Origin of the sequence: Catenulispora rubra (assembly GCF_015356825.1) — a bacterium.
GTDB classification, from domain to species: Bacteria; Actinomycetota; Actinomycetes; order Streptomycetales; family Catenulisporaceae; genus Catenulispora; species Catenulispora rubra.
On record NZ_JAACYW010000087.1, the window covers coordinates 21,229 to 38,356 of the forward strand.

The following is a 17,128-nucleotide window of genomic DNA, read 5'->3' on the forward strand; positions in this document are numbered from 1 at the left end:
GGTCACAGGCCTGTGCGGCCGGCGTTGTCGAAGCTTCTGCGGAGTGTGGGAAGCAGCAGGCAGACGAGCAGCAGCGCCGTCACCCACGCGTACCAGACGGCTGCGGTGGCGGTGGTCTGCCACAACCATCCCGTCAGGGCCGGGAACACCGGTCCGCCGAGCGCGAGCGGCAGGCTCGGCGAGACCAGCCACGCCGCGGCGCCGACCGCCACCGCCGCCGGCCACACCACCCAGCCGCGCCGTTGCCGGCTCAGCAGTGTGATGAGAACCGCCAGCACCGCCAGGACCAGGGCGTAGCGGCCGACGAGCGCCGACGGATCAGGCAGCGGAGGGACCGCCGCCGCGTGGACCGCGCCGCGAGGAGCCGTTGGCACCGTACGGGCCGGCGTCGCGGGGAACATCTCGCGCTGTGCCACCGCACCTGTCCACGCCGCGGCGGACAGGACGAAGAACAACACGGCTCCCCCGATGACCATCGCTCGCGTGCGGTATTGGTTGCTGCGTTCGCCGAACCAGCCGGGGATTCCGGCCGAGGCGGCGATGTTCCGCATAGCCGTGTACGGGGCTCCAGCAGGCCCCGACAGACCGCTGACCGACTCCGCGCCTCTGATCACCGCCGCGCCGGCGGCCAACGCCGCGAGGGAGAGCACGATCACCCAGCCGGAGTTCATCGAGCCGGCCGCATGGGTCAGCGTGCGGTTCAGCGACTGCTCGGTCGATTGCGGCAGCCCGACCGGGCTCGGCGGCTGGACCAGACCCACCATCCCGGCGATCACCGCGACCCCCGGCGGGACGGTCCGCAGCGGTGCGGCGGTCCCGATCCCATACGCCGCAGCGACCGCGACCACCGCGGCCACCAGGTAGAACCCGAGGTATCCCAGCTGCGTGGAGCTGGCATCGGCGGCGATCAGGGGTATCCGGAGCCAGAGTTGGTGGCCCTTGTCGACGACGTCGGACGTCAGGATCTCGAAGAACCCCCGTGCTACGAAGGCGCACCAACTCAGCAGCGCACAAGCCAGGGCCATGAGCAGCACCTGGCCGACCAGCGCGCCGGTGCCCGGCAGCGGACGCCAGGGGCTCGCGGACGCGGTCCTGGCGGCGGGGTCCTTCTGTTTCCGGGCCTGCAAATCCTCGGCGGCGATCCGCTGGACGGACACGGCGGCGGCCACCGCCGCGATCCCCGGCGCGGTCCGGAGGTCGGCCCGGCCCGCGTCGGCGGCCAGCTCGCGCCACCAACGCGCCGGACGCGGCCCGAGACCTGCTCTGCCGATACGGAGATCGGGCACGGCGGTGGGTTCCAGGGCGAGCATGAGGGCCGTGGCGTAGATCGTGTCCTCGTCCGGTTTCGCCGCGCTCGGGGCTCCCCATCCCGTGCCCGTCCAGGCTCCCGATCCCGTTCCGGTCCCCGGGACGTCCCTCACGGCGCGGGCAGCGGTCCGCTGTGCGAGCGGCACCGCTTCGTTCACGAGTGCGGAGGCCCGTTCGAGGACGGCACACGTGCTCCGGTCCGCGCATTCCGTGTGATGGCAGTCGGCCAGCGCCGCCACCGACAGGATCCGGTTGTCGATCAGGGTCTTGGCGAAGCTTCCGCCGGGTTCCCGCGCCAGCCCTTCGACCAGACCCGCAGCGTCGGCGCGCCGGCCCTGGAACCGGGGCTCGACGTCGCGGGCGAACGTGGCGATGAACGACGTCACGGCCACCGCAGCGCGCAGCGGGTCCCGGCCCACCGCGGCCAGGTCGTCGGTGTCGTAGCCGCTGCCGGCGGTCTTGAGCCAGGCGGCCAGCCGGGCCGCGCCGCCGTCGGCCATCCACTCGTCGGCGCCGATGCCGTCGGCGGCCATCCGCCGGGCCAGGTCCTCGGTCTGCCGCACGCCGACGCCGCGGTACTTCAGCTCCTTGCCCTGCGGCTGTCCGGCGCCGGTCCCGCTGGTCTGCCGGGGCAGCGGCGGGCTCCCGCCGGCGAGCCAGTCCCGCACCTGTGTGCCGGTCCACCGGTCCTCGCGCGCCAGCAGGCCGCGCAGCAGCATCCGCCAGCGTTCGGAGGGGATCGCCCGCAGGTCGAGGTCTCCGACATGGCGGGCCCGGAAGACCACCTCGTCGGGCTGGCCCTCGTGCCGGTGCCGGCCGGTCAGGATCTCGTAGACGATCTCGCCGAGTCCCCACCACGGCCAGGGCACGGCCCGGTCGTTCCAGTGCTCCTCCGGCGGCGCGTAGGCCTGTTTGTAGCGCGCCTGGCTGAGCAGCTGGCTGGCCCGGAAGGCCACCACGCCGCCGAAGTCCGCCAGGACCAACTGCGGGTTCGGCAGACCCCTGCGAACCAGGATGTTGTCCGGGGAGAAGTCGAGCGGATTGCGCTCGACCTTCTGCTGCCAGAAGGTGATCAGGTTGGCCAGTTCGGCCACGAGGGCCCGGGCGCGGACGTCGGACAGGCCGCCGGGCTGGGCCCGCTCGCGGTGGACGAGGTCGGCCAGCGACTCCGGGAAGAACTCCATGACCAGCCAGTTCCGCGAGCCGCCCGGGGTGTGGGAGCGCCCGGATTCCAGGATCTTCGGGACGTGGCGGATGAAGGCGGGGTCGGAGCCCAGGTACTCGACGAGTTCGTCGCTCATGGGCTGCCCGGCGTTGTACGCCTTCACGGCCACGAATTCGCCGCCGTCGGCGGTTCTGGGCCGGGCCTTCCACACCAACGCCTCGATGCCCTCGCCGGCCACTTCCTCGGGCACGTACCGGTCGAGGAGTTCGTCGGGGAACCAGGGACCTGACACACGCGAGCCGTGAGCGGCTTCCTCGGCTTCAGGTTCAGGTTCGGGCTCCGTTCCGGCACCGGTGTCGCGAGGCAGCCCGAACTCGTCCAGGTCCGCCGTCTCGATGACGACGGCGACGCGGTCGGCCAGCCGCAGGCTGGTCCCGAGCACGACCGGCACCTCCACCATCGGGTCGATGCGCCGTCCGTCGACGAAGGTCCCGGTGTCAGAGCCCAGATCCAGCACCGTGAGGCCACCGTCGTGGCAGCGGATCCGGGCATGGTGCTCGTCGATCCCGGCCCGGTCGGCGAGGCCCGGCACCGCCGCGCACCCGCGGCCGAGTTCCAGGCCCTCGGGCGGGACGACGACGGAGGTGCCGAGGACACGGACCTGGTAGCGGGTGTCCAGGTCGCCGGCCGCGCCGTCCTGGCTCTGCGGGCCCGCGTCGTCCGGCGCGCTCACGCGCCTACGGCGAAGCTTCTCCAACGGGTGCCGCGGGCAGAACCCGGGCTTGCTCTGCGGCGGGCAGTCCGGGTCGATCTCGCAGTAGTAGGTCACGGCCGCCACGAGACACCGCCTCCGAAAGTGAGCCCGTCGCCGCGCATGCGTCGTTCCGCCTGGGTCAGCACACCGCGGTCCGGGATCCCCACCAGCAGCAGGGCCTGGTCGTCGGCGAACACCTGCATCTCCGTGTTCTCCACGAGGCGGTCGGCGTTGCCGGCGTAGCGGCGCCGGCCCAGCGGCGTGCGGGGCAGCAGGCGCTGGTTGGCCGAGCCCCGCCAGGCCAGCCGGGTCGGCTCCGCGACCCGGAACCGGCCGGTGATCAGGGCGTCGGCGCTGTCCGCCAGACGCCGGGCGGCCGGGCCGAGGCTGGCGAGTTCGTCTTCTTCGTAGCCGGTGTAGACGAGCACGTCGGCTTCGCGGCCCACAGCGGTCGCCTCGTCGCGGGCCGAGTCCAGGAAGTCGGCGAGCGCCGCCGCCTGTTCCATGGGCTCGCCGCCGCTGACCGTGATGCCGGTCGCGCCCAGATCCAGGAAGTCGCGCCACAGGGCGGTCAGCTCCTCCAGCGTGACCTCGCGGCCGCCGTCGGCGTCCCACGTGTCGCGCGACATGCAGCCCGGGCAAGCCAGCGGGCAGCCCTGCACCCACAGCACGAAGCGGCGCCCCGGGCCGAGCACCTCGACCAGTCCGGGTGCGGTGCGGCTGAGCTGAAGGGTCATCGGTCGACCTCCGCGGTCCAGTACTCGCCTTCGGTGACGCTGAGGATCGACAGCGTCTCCCCGGCACCGGCCGGTCGTTGGAACAGCTCGCGGGACAGGGGGTTGATCAGCGCGGCCTCGACGACGTGGCCGATGCCCCGGCCGCCCTGGGTGCCGGCGCGTTCCAGGGCGACGTCCAGCAGCGTGGCGCGGGCTTCGGCGCTCACTTCGAGCACGGCGCCGTGCACCGCCGCCAACCGACCGGCCACCGCGGCCAGGCATCTGTCCAGGATCCACTCGACGCTCTCCTTGTCGATGAAGCCCATGTCGACGAACCCGTCACCGAACCGGTTCCGGAGCTCGGGCCGCTTGATCTCCTTGTCGAAGAAGTCCTCGAAGGCCTTGCGCAGCAGCCTGGAGACCGTGGCGGGTTCGACGGCGGCGGTCAGGACCGGCTGGCCGTTCTTGTCGAACACGCCGAGGTTGGAGGTGAAGATCAGGACGCAGTCGGTGAAGTACACGGTGTCGCCGCGGCCGTCGGTGAGCCGGCCGTCCTCCAGGATCTGCAGGAAGATGTCGAAGACCCGATTGTCGGCCTTGTCGATCTCGTCGAAGAGCACGACGCTCATCGGGTCGGCCCGGACGCCGTTGGTCAGCTCGCCGCCGGACTCGTGGCCGACGAAGCCCGGCGGGGCGCCGATGAGCCGGTCGCGGGCGTGTTCCTGGCTGAACTCGCTCATGTCGAAGCGCAGGGGCAGGGCGTCGTCCCCGAACAGCATCGTGGTGATGCCCTTGGCCAGCTCGGTCTTGCCGACCCCGGTGGGCCCGGACAGGAAGAGCACGCCGCGCGGCCGGCGCGGGGAGCTGCTGGACTGTGCGCCGGTCAGGTTGGTCGCCGAGCGCATGAAGATGTCGACCGCCTTGCGCACGGCGGCCTTCTGACCGACGACGCGCTTGTTGAGATACGCCTCGCCGTCGGCGATGCGTGTGCGCAGCACGTCGCTGTTCCACGGGTTGTCGACCACGCCGATGCGGTAGAGCCGCACGGCGTCGTCCAGCCGCTCCGGCGGCAGCTTCCGGTCCTGGGCCAGCCTGGCCACGGACAGGATCTGGTCGTTGCTCAGTCCGGCGGTGGAGCGCAGGAGCTTGTCGGCCGCCTGCTCGCGCGCCGCGGCGTCCCCGGTGTGGCCGGTGTGGCCGGTGTGGCCGTTGGCGGCGAAGAGCTGGGCGACCACGTGCCCGCACGCCGCCTTGCGCTGCCGGCTGTCGCCGGCCGGGACGCTGACCACCCGGATGCGGTGGTTGGCGGTGTCGAACTCGGCCGGCAGCTCGTCCTGGCGCTCGACGAGCCAGAACACGGTGTTGTAGGGCGTGACGGGCTCCGGGCCGGGGACGGCCGAGGCGCTGTGGCCCAGCGCCTCGGCGGCGGCGAAGAAGCCACGGCCGTCGGCGCTGAGTTCGGAGCGCGGCGAGCCGAGCCGGGAGGTGTAGGGGAAGACCACCGCGATCGCCGGGCCCCGGTGGCCCACGGCCGCCACCAGCGCCTGCCGCAACCGGCCGTAGGGGATCGAGCCGGGGGCCTCGCCGAATCGGGCGCCGCCGCCGGTCGAGGGCCTGGCCACGTCCAGCGCCGCCAGAGCCGGGGGCAGTTCCAGACGATCGGTGAACGTCGTGATCTGGAAGCCGTCGCGCACGATGTCGTGGACCGCGACCGCGCCGAAGCCGCGCGCCTCGCAGATGCGCTCGATCGCCTCGACCATCGAGTACGGGGCCAGGTCTGAAGCCTCGGCGTCGTTCTCGGCCTGGTAGTTCTCAGAGTTCTCAGAGTTCTCAGATCCGTCGGCCTCGTCGGGCTCGCTGTCGTTCTCGGCCTCGTCGTCGACGGCCGGAGGCAACAGGAAGACGTCCCGGACGTTGCCCGACAACAGGATCTGGGGCTGGACCGGGAGCGCGAGGTCGACCTCGCGGTACCACGCGGGCAACACGGCGGCGTGGTCTGTCGGTTCGCTCACTGCCGGGCTCTCCCTTCGTCCTTGCGGCGTACGGTGCCCTCGCCGCGGTCCCAGGCGTGCGCGGCGCCGGTGCCGGGCGGCGGGTGGCCGGGGTCGTTGCGGTGGAAGGGCCGCATCGCGACGCCGGCGGCGACGAAGGACTCTGTGAACCGGGGCAGACCGCTGTCGCAGAACTCCTGCTGGACGGCGGTGTCCCGCTCACGGTCCGCGGCCACGTCGTCCCGCCGGACCACGGCGGTGACCAGCCGGTCGCGGTCCTGGAAGCGGACGAGCAGGCCGTAGGGGCCGTCGGCGAACGGCGCGACCACGGACTTGGCCCCGGCCAGGTCCAGCACCGCGCCTTCGGACACGCGGCATCCCAGATCGCGCAGCGCGTTCACCGCGACGGCGGCGACGGCGGCGGTCCGGCGGGCGGCGTCGGCGCGGCCGACGGCCTCGGTCACAGCCGGGCCCGCCACTTTCAGATCCGCGGCCCCGGTGACGAGGTCGCGCAGCTGCTCCTGCTCGGCCTCCGGCGCGTCGGCGATCAGGGCCAGCAGGCGCGCCCGGCGGATGTCGGCCTCGCGGGCCGCGTCGCCGGCGATCGCGGCCTTGTTCATCTGGATCTTCATGCTGTGCAGGGCGGCCTGGACCTGTTGCCTGGTCTCGGCTTCGGCCATCTGGTGCTGGCAGACCTCGACGAATCCGAGAGCGTCCGGCAGGCACCGCGCCCGATAGTCGTCGACCAGCGCCTCGGCCTCGATGAGCGCCGCCTCCCGCTCGGCGGCCACGACGGCGAGTTCCTCGGCCTCGGTCGGTGCCGCGACCGGCGCCGAGAGCCGGCCGGCGCCCTCGCGCCGGGTCGACGCCCGTGACAGGGCTTTGCGAAGGCGCTTCTCCCCGACGCGCCGGTGTTCGTCCTCCACCGCCGCGCGCGAGGTGGCCAGCGCTTCGGCGAGCCTCTGGTTGTGCTGGGCGAGGTCGGCGGACGTACTGCCGTCGCGCGCCGGAGCCGCGTCGGGCACGGCCACCCGGCTTCCGCCCAGCGCGGCGGCTGCCGCGGCCTGGGTACGGACGCGTCTGAGCTCTGCGATGAGCTCGGCTTCCTGACCGCGCTGGCGTCGCCGTTCTTCGGCTTCCACATCGCGGAAGCTGTATGAGTAACCCACCCCGGAACTCACGGGGATCCCCCTCCCAGCGGTGCTCGCCGGCAAGCCCGCACCTCATATCTGACGGACGGACATCTGACGGACGGCGGAGGCGATTGCCGACGACATCGTAGCTGACTATTGTTCTCAGAACACATAATCGTGAATCTGAGTACGACTCGTACGCCGGAGCCGGGAGGGGCCATGCTGGAGGAGGCGGACCGGGCCGCCATCGAGGCCTACGCGCGCGATCGGGAACGGATCCGGGCCCTGCTGCCGGCGTCGGTCGCGACCGCCGTCGACGAGGCCCTGGCCCTGCTCGCGGTCGCGGACCCCGGGTCGGAGCAGGAGGCGGACCTGGCGCGGTTCATCGCCGGGGAGCTGCGGGCGACGCTGGATCCCGGCGAGTACGGGCCCTTCAATCGTGGCACGGGGACGGCCGAGGCGCAGGATCTCAGCCATCTGCGATTGTTGCTGTTCGGACAACAGCCGCCCGCCCCCGAACCGCTGGAGCCGCTGGAGCCGCCCGAGCCGTTGGAGTCGCCCGAGCCGCCGGACCCGTTGTGGCAGGCGGTCGTCGACCGCGTCTCGGCCGCGCCCTCGTACTCGCGCCAGGCACTGTGGAAGACCTTCGGGCAGGATCCGGACGACCCCCGCCTGATCCGGCTCGACCTGCCGGGCGGCGCCGTCCGGTTCCCGGCGTTCCAGTTCGACGGGTCCGGCGTGCCGCTGCCGGCGGTCCTGGCGGTCAACGAGATCCTCGGCGCCGCCGACGACCCCTGGGCGGTCGCCGACTGGTGGCTGTTCACCAACCCGTGGCTGGAGTCGGCGCCGGTCGTGGCGCTGGGCACGGTGTCCGACGAGACGCTGGTCGACGCCGCGCGAGCCGTCGTCGACTGGGACTGACCCCGCGCCGGCCGGGGTCCGGCCGGCCCACACCGAGTGAAGGGAGCCGGACCGATGCCCCGGCCGCGAAGACTGTTGGACGCCCTGCGAGGCGAGCCGGTATCCGAGATCTGGGACGCGGGCACTGTCCTGTACCGGGTCCACCGGAACACGCGCGCCGCCGAGGAGTTCAACCCCGTGCCCGCAGACCCGCACTTCCAGGGCGGCCGGTTCGACGCGACCCGGTACGGCGCCCCTTATCCGTACTCGTACGTGTCCTTGGACCCGGCCACCGCGATCACCGAGACCATCTTCCGCGACAAGATCTTCACCGACGACACGCAGTCCACCCCTCGGGTCCGGGTGGCCGACCGGCGGCTGTCCGAGGTCGTGCTGGAGGTGCCGGCGCGGCTGGTCTCCCTGGTGTCCGGCCCGTCGCTGTCCAGCCTGCACACCGACGCGTGGCTGGTGACGGCCGAGGAGCAGGAGTACGCGTTCACCCGCCGCTACGGGCACTGGATCAGGGAGATGGTGCCGTGGGCGCAGGGGTTCGTCTGGCATTCCCGCCGCAATCCCCCGGCGACCACCGGCATCCTGTTCGGCGACCGGTTCCCCGGCCTCGATCAGGGCGAGGGCGTGCTGAGCCCGGGCAAGGCCGACCCGCTGGACCTCAGGGCCGGCAAGGGACTGCGGCTTGTCAGGGAGGTGGGCAAGACCTTCCACGTCGCCGTCGCGCCCGAACGCGTCAGGCCGGCGAAGCCTGTGTCGTAGCGTCGCCCGGCGAGCCCTCAACCAGTGAATAACGCCAGGTCACGAAGCGATTAGGGTGAACCCCCGCATGCGCCGACACCGGTGGGGACTCCTGCTACCTTGACTGCCAGCCTGACACCGCCGGAGCGTCTCGTCGCGAGAGTGAGCACGTCAATGCGCTTCAATGTCCCGCCCGGCTGGCCGACTCCCCCGGAGGGCTGGATCCCCGATCCCGGCTGGCAGCCGGACAACACCTGGCCGCCGGCGCCTCCCGGATGGCAGTTCTGGGTGGACGTCCCGGCACCGCCGCCACCACCAATACCACCGCCACCGCCCTCAGCCGCCGGCTCGAAGCTGGACGAGCAGTTGCTGAAGGTCGCCCAGTGGGCCCGCCAGCGGACCGGCAAGCACGACGACCTCCCGGCGGTGGCGTTCTCCGGCCCCGATCCGGCAGCCAAGTGGTTCGGCCTGGCGACCAGCGTCGCGAAGTTCGGACCGGTGCACTCGGCCCTCAGCTCGGCCGTCCCCGGCGGGGACCAGATCCTGGACCTGGTCAAGTCGCTCTACGCCATCGAGGACGAGCAGTCGCGGGTCCTGCACAGCATCGACACGAACGTCAAACTCCTGAAAGAGGGCCCCTACCGGGCCGGCCGCCTGCTCCTGAGCGAAGCCCACCGCCTCGCCGACCACGCCAAGGAGAGCCACCGCCTCCTGGAGACCGCCAAGGACCGCTTCTACGACGCCCAGCCCCTGGCCTCCTCGGTCCAGGAACGCACCCTGGTCGAGCTGCACCTGGCGCTCGTCTGGCTCGCCCTCGCCCGCCCCGACGACGCCCGCTACTGGCTGGAGCAGGCCTACCAGTCGGCGCGCCTGGTGATCGACTCCCTGACCCAGCAGGCCGGCGACGTCAAGGTCCTGAAATCCAAGTGGGCCACCACCGCCCTGAGCATCTACTACCCGGCCGGCCTGTTCGTGGTCCCCCTCAAGCTCAAACGCCTCTGGAACGCCGATCGCGCCAACGGCGCCCTGACCGCCTTCCTCCCCGTGGCGAACTCCATCGCCGCCTGCCTGAACAGCCTGAACCTGCACCCGGTCGTCCCCGCTCTCCAGCTCACGACGAACTACGACGGCAGCCGTTTGCTGAGGGAGGTCGGGCTGCAGGGCTAGGCCGTAGGCCGCGCACTAGCTGAAAACATCGCCGGCCCTCTCGGCGAGCACGGCAGCCGCCGGGAACCGCCGCTCGGCCTGCGTCCAGCGCCAGTGGAAGTCGCCGGCGAGCCGTTCGGGAAGCAGGTCCGGTGCGACCTGGCCGGCGAGTACGGCCAGCGGTCCGACGACGTAGTTCGCGGCGAGCGCCGGTAGGGCCTGGAACTCGCCGACCTGCACGCTCGCCGCTTCGATGAGCGAGGGGCTGGTGTGGCCGCCAGCGGTGGAGTCGTACCACTGGCGGTAGCCCGGGACGCGGCCGATGCGTTCGACGAGGCCGGCGCGGAGTTGGGCCGCCTCGCCGGCCAGGCCTGCGGCGGCGCACTCGGCGGCCGCGAGCAGTTCCACGGCCATCGCGTACGCCTCGGCGGCGAGCAGGCCGGAGCCGAATTCGATCGGGGCCGGGACCGGTCCTCGGGTGACGACGGCGGCCAGGTGGTCCAGGTGCGCGCCGTTGTGGACGCCGTGGCAGATCCGGCCGCGATAGCCGGGCGCGCGACCGGGCTCACCGGCCACCAGCACCAGCCGGGAGCGGCCGCCGGTGGGCAGGGCCAGCCAGCAGCGCCAGGTCAGCCCGCGGGTCATGGCAGGGGCCTGCACCACCTCGTAGGGGTAGCCCAGCGGCGTGGGACGCCACCTGCTCCCCCACCCCAGGTGGTCGGCCACGCCGGACCAGACGGGCGGTTCGTCGGTCTGGATCCGCCGGACCTCCAGCAGGGAGTCGCAGAACCGGCCGATCGCGCGCCAGGCCGCCTCGGTCCGCGCCGACGGCGTGACGACCGGCTCGGGCTCGTCGGCGCCGTCCTGTCCGTAGGCTTGCGGCAGACGTCCGGCGAGCTGCCGCAACGCACGCAGCCGCTGTGCGAACCGGCCCCCACACGCCAGACCCGACTCCCGCACCACGTCATCGAGCCCTCGGACGGCGGCATCGACCCCGAGGACCAGGCACCCGAGCATGACCTCGGCCCACCCGCGCAGCGTCCAGTCCCGGGCCTCCCGGCCCAGAGCCGGCACGGCCGCGGCGGCCTCACCGGAGCGGCGGGCCCACTGGTAGGCGGCGTCGTCGTCGATCCGCAGGTTCAGCGGGAACACGCGAGGCATGTCAGCGCTCCCACAAGCGGACGCGCAGCAGCAGCCGACGCGGGTCGGCGAACGAGGTGCGGCCGTGCAGCACGCGGCGGTTGTCCAGGATGAGCGCGTCCCCCGCTTCCAGCGGGAACGTCCGCACCTCCGGCGCCGTGTCCAGTGCGTGCGCGACGCGGGCGACGAGCTGCGGAGCCGGTCCGCCGTGCCGCCAGACGACGTTGTCCGCACGCCAGCGGATGGTTCCGTCACCGGGAAGGACGGCCGAAGCCGGGCTGACGGTCCGGTCCCCAGCCGCGAACTCCCGGGGAACGCGCCATTGCCAGACCGGAGCGGCCAACGCGTGCAGGAGGTTCGAGCTGTCGGGCTCCTTGGCGAGCGCCGAGGCCGCGTCCGCTGCGGTCAGTAGGCGTGTGTGACCGCCGTCCTCGGCAGGCCGCACCGCGAACATGCAGACCAGCGGCTCGGGATTGGCGTGGTACTGCGAATCGGTGTGCAGACCGGCTTCTCCGGCCGTCACCGAGAAGGTGCTGCCGTTCCCGTCGGCCGCCGGCTGCACGGGCCACACCGCCGCGCCACCGTCCCGCCGCGACGGACGGCCGAACTCGGCGGCCAGCGCCAGCGCCAGGACGGCGGACCTGTCCACCTCCTCGCCGACGCCGACCCCGCTGACCCTGACCCTGCCGTCCACGAGGAACGGCAGCTTGCGCACCACGGTCCAGCCTTGATCCCGCAGCTCTCTGCGAGCCGTCACCAGGTCCATCGGACTCACTCCCCGGAAGAGTCCGGCGAGTGGTTCCCGCCGGTTTCCCCCAGGCAACAGGCCGAGGTGGAGGGTTTCCCGGGCGCCGGCCGGTGGGAATCCGGTCGGTTTCCGGGCAGTTCCGCGTCGGGCTAGCCCTCGTCCCAGTCGTCATCGGCGGTCGGGGCGGCGAGGCCCATTTGCGCCGCGAGATCGCGGGCCGCGCCGAGGACCGGATGTCCTTCTTGCAGAACGGGTCTGCCGTGGCCGAGTGGGCTGCGGTCCACGAGGACTGAGACCAGCTCGCCGGCGCCGGTCAGGTCGCCTGCGGCGTACAGACGCCGGGCCTGATCCAGCTGGGCGCTCGACACGGTGGCGTGCGCGGGATCCAGGGCAGTCCCGACCTCGCGGTGCAGCGTCTCGTAGTGGCTCCGTGCGAGATCGACGGCGCGGTCGGCGTCTGCGCAGCGGGCCAGATCCCGCAGTGTCGCGGCGGTGGCGGCGGAGAAGCGCCCGGCGTCGATGTCCCGCTCGGCCGTCAGGACTCGGGCCGCCAGGTCGGTTGCGGCAGCGATCTGCCCGCCGCGACGGAGGATTTCGGCGCGGCATCGCTGGGCTGCGAGGAAGAGCGGGTCGCTGGCGGCCCAGCCGTCAGCCAGGACACCGGCGCCTGCGCCGTCACCGACCGCGTCCAGCCGGAGCACGACGTCGAGCTCTGCGTCAGCTTCGTCCAGTCGCCCGGACCGGCCCAGCGCGACGGCACGCGCCACCCCCAGCCGCGCCGCCAACCGGGCCGAGCCCCGCACCGCGAACCACGCGAGCGCGTCGCCGTCGGGCAGGATGCGCAGCGCACCGGCGGGATCGTCGAGGGCCAGGCACGCTCGCGCCAGGTGCAACGCGCCCCGGTGGACCGCGTAGCTGAACGGAGCCAGGCGCTCCAGGTGAAGCAGGCGCGCGATCTCCAGATGGTGCCTGGCTTCCAGCGGATGGCCGCAGCGGGTCAAGGCCTCCCCCAGCACGACCCGCGCGGCCGCGACGCCGGCGTTGTCGGGCCCGCCGGCGGACGCGATCCGGTCGTCCAGCAGCGCGTCGGCGCACCGCACGGCCGCGACCGCGCCGCCGCCGAGGCCCACGACGCGGACCTGCAACTCCATGGTCAGAGACAAACGTCGCCACGACGCGGAGGACCCCCCGCGCGCCAAGTTCTGCCGCACCGCCAACGCGCGCTCGTCAAGGCTCTCTGCGACCGGCGAGCGACGCTCCAGCGCGATTTCGGCGAGGTTGTGATCGCTGCGCGCGACATAGGAGGCGACCTCGTCCGCGCCGAGGGGCGCCAAGCCGATCTCCGCCACCGACCGGGCCTGCCGGTGGGCGGCCTCCGCGCCGGCGAGGTCGCCGAACCGCTGGAGGGCGAGACCTCGGCGGCTCGCGGCGTCGCACAGGGTCTGGAGATCGGCGACGATGCCTATACCACTGGTGTCGCGAGAGCCGCCGGTGTCGCCGATGCTGCCGATGCCGCCGGTGTTACCCGCGGCATTGCGCGCCTGCTCCGACCCCGTGGTCTCACCCGCGGACCCCGCCGCCGCAGCCTCCGGCGCCGGCACCGGCGCACCGGCCGCCGACAGCATCTTGATCCGGCGGGCCTCCTCGCGGGCGCACCTTTCATACAGCGCCCCGGAGTCCAGCAGAACCCTGGTGAGGAACCCCTGCGCCGCCAGTTCCGCCCGGACGTCGCCCGACCACCGGACCGCGCCGTCCACGGCCTTCTCGGCCGCGGCCAGCTCCCGGGTCCAGCGTCCGGCGACGCGGACCAGGTCGCGCTCGGCCCAGTAGGCGGCGAGGCCCTCGGCGATCAGATCGATGGGACCGTCGGGGTCGCCGCACAGCGCCCGGAACGCCAGATCGGACAGCGTCACGGCCTGCTCGGCGGCCTGCGCCGCGGTCATCGGGCACACCGCGCGCGCCGCCGCGAGCAGACGCGGCCCGAGGTGGTCGGCGTACACGCCGAACCGCCCTGCGTAGCCCTCGGCCGCGACCCGGCCCCAGGCCGAGCCGGGCCAGCTCACCGGCGCCTGGTCCCCGGATTCGGCCCGCTTCTCCGAGGTCGCGATGTCGCCGAGGCCGAGCTCCACCTGCCGCAGCAGGAATCGCGCGGCGCGATGGAAGCGGGCCACGGTCAGCAACGCGTCGGCGACGGCCGCGTGAGCTTCCTCAAGGGTCGTGGGTTCCGGCGGCACCGCGGCGTCGGACTGCCCGGCGCGGAACTCCTCCCACGCGTGCAGCGCCGCCAGGGCCACCAGGGCGCGGCGGCTGCGCACCGTGCCGTACAGCCACACCGCGCTGCGACGGCCCTTCGCCGAACGGCCGTCGCCGCCCTCCAGGTCGATCAACGCGGCCACGTCGGCGGTGCGGACCTGGTGGTATTCCGCCTCGGAGAACGCCGCAGCCGCCGCGGCGGCGACCGCCGCCAGACGCGCGTCCTGCGAGTCCGCGGCGACGTGGTGCCCTGGCATGTTCCGCTCCGTGATCGTCGATGGTGCCCGCTACGGTAGCGCCAAGTGGCGGACACCCTTATCGCCGCACTCGCGGCTCGTCGGTGTGTCCGCGACCCGCGATCCGATCTACGAGAACTGACTATCACAATTATAGCGACTATTCCTTTACTCAGGTCATGAGCTGCACCGGCGTGACGCGGCCCGCGGGCCTTCGTACGAGGGCAGCCATGCGACTACCATCGAGGGCGACGGACGCCGCCGCCGTGGGCACCGCACCGGGCTCCTGCCCCGATCCGCCGTCCACCCGCGGCCGACGGGGATCACGAAACCAACTGACCTGTCGGGAGATCGCGTGGCAGACCGGGCCCAGTCCGGGCAGTATCCGGGCGATGCCCGGGCCGGGGCCGCGCCCGCGCACGAGCAGCTGGTCGCGGATCTCAAAGTGCTGCGTGAGCGCGGCATGCTCCGCCTGCGCAGCCTGGAGCTGCCGGCCCTGGCCGCCGCCGCGCACGCCGCCGGCTACACCGACGGCACCGCCCCCGACCCGGCCGCCGTCGACCAGCTGCTGCGCGACGCCGTCGACGCCCTCGGCGACGACATCGTCGGACAGGCCGCCGAGTACCTGTTCGGCCTGGTCCGCGGCACCGCGGGCTGGCGGCCGAAGGACCTGCGCGAACACGCCGCGGGCTTCTACGGCGTGAGCGCTGAGACCTTCCGCAAGGAACGCGAGGGACTGCTCGTCGCGCAGACGGCCGAGGAGATACTGAAGCTCTGCCTACGCCACCGCCGCCAGCAACTCAGTCCTCTGGGAACGACGTCCGAGGCAGCCGACGCCCCACACCGTGAACCCTCCGAAGGCAGCAACCTGCTACTCACGGCACAGTCGCAGACCCCTGCATCCGACGCCCGCGGCACCACGCCAGCCGAGTTCCGTACCTACGGCCCCTTCCGCCTTCCCGTCGGCAGGAGCCACGCCACGATCAGCGTCCACGGCGGCATGGTCGACGCACTGACCGGCGTGGACGTGGTGACCGCGCCGGAGAACATCTACTTCGCCCTGCCCGCGCCGTTCAAGGCCTCCCTGTCGGCCCGGCTGCGCAATATCGCCGCCCGCCGAGACCAGGCCGGCGAGATCGTCGACGACATCGTGGGCCGCCAGATCGACGAGTGGATGCGCTCCCACGGCCGCGCCGGCCTGCCGGTCGAACCCGGAACCGTCGCGCCCACGGACGCCGGCGAACTGGCCGCCCACGGCGTCCGCCGCATCTACCACGCAGCAGTCGCGGCACCCCGCCCGGCCACGAACAACTACGACATCGACCCCCAGGCCGTGTTCCGGGCCACGCAGAACGCCCTGGCGCTGGCGCGCGCGGAGTGCGAGGACTTCGACCCACCGCTGTCCTCGATCTGCATCCCACTCTTCGGCGCCGGCCGCGGCGGCCTGGACCCGGCGGTGAGCTTCGCGTGGATCTGGGCGGCGGTCACGGCACAGCGGGACCTGCTCGAAGGGTGGCACGTGCACTTCCTCACGCGACGCATGGACGGGACGCTGGCGGTGCTGAAGCGGCTCGAAGGCGTGCGTGTGGGATCCGGGAGTTTGCTCGATAGCAGCTGATGCCTGCTATTGCCGTGTTTTGCGGTGCGTGCGCTCCGAATGATTGTGCGGTCCTGAGGAATTAATACGCCTTCTTCTTACCCAGATCCCCTAATGCCTCCAAGCCCAGCACTATGCGGTAAGCCCGAATGCCTGCGGCATCAAAGCGCACATCCCGTCTGCACCGCTCCCGTGCCAACCATCGAGACCTGCGAACCGCGCGAACCGTGCCTCAACGCCCCGGAACCTCACCGTCCTCGTCCCCGCCGCGCGGGTCGAGCGTGGTCGGCGGGATGCCGAACCGTCCGCCCTCGTCCAGCACCTGGATGCCGTCCTTCCACGGGGTCTCGAAGTGGCGCTGCTCGTACTGCTCGAAGATGTCCCGGTGGAGCGAGTGGTGGTCGTTGAGGGCGGGGTGCTCGCGCTTGACGATCAGCGAGAAGCTCCGGTGCGCCTCCGCGCCGTAGGGGTAGGGGTTCAGCAGCATCTTCTCGCGGGTGGCGATGGCGAAGACCGTCGGCGAGGCCTGCGTCATCCTGATGCACTTCGCCTTCACCTCGTGGCTGTGCAGGAATTCCAACGCCTCGCTGATCTCCTCGGGGATCGCGCTCCCCGCGCGGTGCTCCTGACGCGCGCGGATCCTGGCGAACTCGGGATGGGTGAGCAGCACCCGCAGATCGAGCTGGCCCTGCGCCGCCAGATCCGACGCCCAGGCGAGGATTCCGGCGCCGTCGAAGCCGTGCGCCGAGGCCTCCAGCACGCCCTTTAGCGAGGTCCCCACGAACCACAGCCGGGGAGGGCGCTCGCCGTCGGCGGCCTTGGCCTCCTCCCCGGCGTCCTGGCCCTTCGCGTTCTTGAGCTCCTCGTGGAGGTGGGACTCGATGTCGATCAGAGCGTCGGTGCGCGTCAGGTACACGTTCTCCAGACCGAGCTGGCGACAGTTGCCCAGGAGCGGCACCAGGGTGTCCATGGAGTCCTTGAAACTCACCTCGACCGCACCCATCGTCGACTTGACCCGGTCGACGTGCGCGTTGAGCTCGTCGGTCAGCGCCCCGAGCATGCGGCGCTCAAGCTGATGCGAGGCGATCACCGTGACCAGCAACGTCGTGAAGCCGAACAACGCCAGGTTCACCCCGACCTCGACCACCACGTCCCGCGACGACGTCTTGAAGTGCCCCCGGATGAGCACCAGCACCACCCCGACCGCGAACATGGTGGCCGCCACGGTCATCAACAACATCCGCAGCAGCCGATTCAGCTGCCGCGGCGTCACCCACGGATTGGCCACCAC

12 protein-coding genes are annotated in these 17,128 nt (G+C 72.3%); 4 read left to right on the forward strand and 8 right to left on the reverse strand.

The genetic code is table 11. The annotated features are described in order from the left end of the window. Positions 1-2 precede the first annotated feature (2 nt). Genes GWK61_RS23650 through GWK61_RS23665 form a run of 4 tightly spaced genes read right to left on the reverse strand, consistent with a single transcriptional unit; the run spans position 3 to position 7,076 of the window. Positions 3-3,311: an FHA domain-containing protein gene (locus GWK61_RS23650; protein WP_194911408.1), complete on the reverse strand. Its 3,309-nt coding sequence runs from the start codon at positions 3,309-3,311 to the stop codon at positions 3-5. Further along, the gene (locus GWK61_RS23655) at positions 3,299-3,964 is read right to left on the reverse strand and encodes a 4Fe-4S single cluster domain-containing protein (RefSeq protein ID WP_194911409.1); all 666 of its coding nucleotides are present in this window, start codon (positions 3,962-3,964) and stop codon (positions 3,299-3,301) included. The genes GWK61_RS23650 and GWK61_RS23655 overlap by 13 nt, the downstream gene beginning before the upstream one ends. Beyond that, entirely contained in the window at positions 3,961-5,955 is a 1,995-nt protein-coding gene (locus tag GWK61_RS59705; protein ID WP_194911410.1) for an AAA family ATPase, read from the reverse strand. The genes GWK61_RS23655 and GWK61_RS59705 overlap by 4 nt, the downstream gene beginning before the upstream one ends. Continuing rightward, entirely contained in the window at positions 5,952-7,076 is a 1,125-nt protein-coding gene (locus tag GWK61_RS23665; RefSeq protein ID WP_194911411.1) for a hypothetical protein, read from the reverse strand. Before GWK61_RS23665 ends, GWK61_RS59705 begins: the two co-directional genes overlap by 4 nt. 210 nt (positions 7,077-7,286) lie before the next feature. On the opposite strand from GWK61_RS23665, the gene GWK61_RS23670 reads away from it, so the two are divergent. The 3 genes from GWK61_RS23670 to GWK61_RS23680 all read left to right on the forward strand — a co-directional run bounded on the left by GWK61_RS23670 (position 7,287) and on the right by GWK61_RS23680 (position 9,884). Continuing rightward, on the forward strand, positions 7,287-7,988 hold the full coding sequence (locus tag GWK61_RS23670) for a hypothetical protein (protein ID WP_194911412.1): 702 nt from the start codon (positions 7,287-7,289) through the stop codon (positions 7,986-7,988). Between the two features lie 54 nt (positions 7,989-8,042). Beyond that, positions 8,043-8,738 (forward strand): RES family NAD+ phosphorylase, encoded by a 696-nt coding sequence (locus tag GWK61_RS23675; protein ID WP_194911413.1) that lies wholly within the window; start codon positions 8,043-8,045, stop codon positions 8,736-8,738. A gap of 153 nt (positions 8,739-8,891) precedes the next feature. Then, complete coding sequence (locus GWK61_RS23680) at positions 8,892-9,884, forward strand: hypothetical protein (protein WP_194911414.1); 993 nt, start codon at positions 8,892-8,894, stop codon at positions 9,882-9,884. Positions 9,885-9,899: 15 nt separating this feature from the next. On the opposite strand, the gene GWK61_RS23685 is transcribed toward GWK61_RS23680, so the two are convergent. The 3 genes from GWK61_RS23685 to GWK61_RS23695 all read right to left on the reverse strand — a co-directional run bounded on the left by GWK61_RS23685 (position 9,900) and on the right by GWK61_RS23695 (position 14,261). Continuing rightward, on the reverse strand, positions 9,900-11,024 hold the full coding sequence (locus tag GWK61_RS23685; protein ID WP_194911415.1) for a hypothetical protein: 1,125 nt from the start codon (positions 11,022-11,024) through the stop codon (positions 9,900-9,902). Between the two features lies 1 nt (position 11,025). Continuing rightward, on the reverse strand, positions 11,026-11,769 hold the full coding sequence (locus tag GWK61_RS23690; protein WP_194911417.1) for a TauD/TfdA family dioxygenase: 744 nt from the start codon (positions 11,767-11,769) through the stop codon (positions 11,026-11,028). Between the two features lie 131 nt (positions 11,770-11,900). Next, positions 11,901-14,261 (reverse strand): hypothetical protein, encoded by a 2,361-nt coding sequence (locus GWK61_RS23695; RefSeq protein ID WP_194911419.1) that lies wholly within the window; start codon positions 14,259-14,261, stop codon positions 11,901-11,903. Between the two features lie 334 nt (positions 14,262-14,595). Between GWK61_RS23695 and GWK61_RS23700 the strand changes: the two genes are divergently transcribed. Next, positions 14,596-15,858 carry a macro domain-containing protein gene (locus GWK61_RS23700; RefSeq protein ID WP_194911420.1) on the forward strand — a complete coding sequence of 421 codons (1,263 nt, stop codon included), beginning with the start codon at positions 14,596-14,598 and terminating at the stop codon, positions 15,856-15,858. A 211-nt stretch (positions 15,859-16,069) separates the two neighbouring features. On the opposite strand, the gene GWK61_RS23705 is transcribed toward GWK61_RS23700, so the two are convergent. Then, positions 16,070-17,128: hypothetical protein (locus GWK61_RS23705; RefSeq protein WP_228562829.1), on the reverse strand; the 1,059-nt coding region annotated here is incomplete at its 5' end.

What these genes read in the sequence shown, in the direction of transcription:
- GWK61_RS23655 (WP_194911409.1), bottom strand. Translation starts at nt 3,964, where the DNA reads ATGACCCTTCAGCTCAGCCGCACCGCACCCGGACTGGTCGAGGTGCTC.
- GWK61_RS23670 (WP_194911412.1), top strand. Translation starts at nt 7,287, where the DNA reads ATGCTGGAGGAGGCGGACCGGGCCGCCATCGAGGCCTACGCGCGCGAT.
- GWK61_RS23675 (WP_194911413.1), top strand. Translation starts at nt 8,043, where the DNA reads ATGCCCCGGCCGCGAAGACTGTTGGACGCCCTGCGAGGCGAGCCGGTA.
- GWK61_RS23680 (WP_194911414.1), top strand. Translation starts at nt 8,892, where the DNA reads ATGCGCTTCAATGTCCCGCCCGGCTGGCCGACTCCCCCGGAGGGCTGG.
- GWK61_RS23685 (WP_194911415.1), bottom strand. Translation starts at nt 11,024, where the DNA reads ATGCCTCGCGTGTTCCCGCTGAACCTGCGGATCGACGACGACGCCGCC.
- GWK61_RS23690 (WP_194911417.1), bottom strand. Translation starts at nt 11,769, where the DNA reads ATGGACCTGGTGACGGCTCGCAGAGAGCTGCGGGATCAAGGCTGGACC.
- GWK61_RS23695 (WP_194911419.1), bottom strand. Translation starts at nt 14,261, where the DNA reads ATGCCAGGGCACCACGTCGCCGCGGACTCGCAGGACGCGCGTCTGGCG.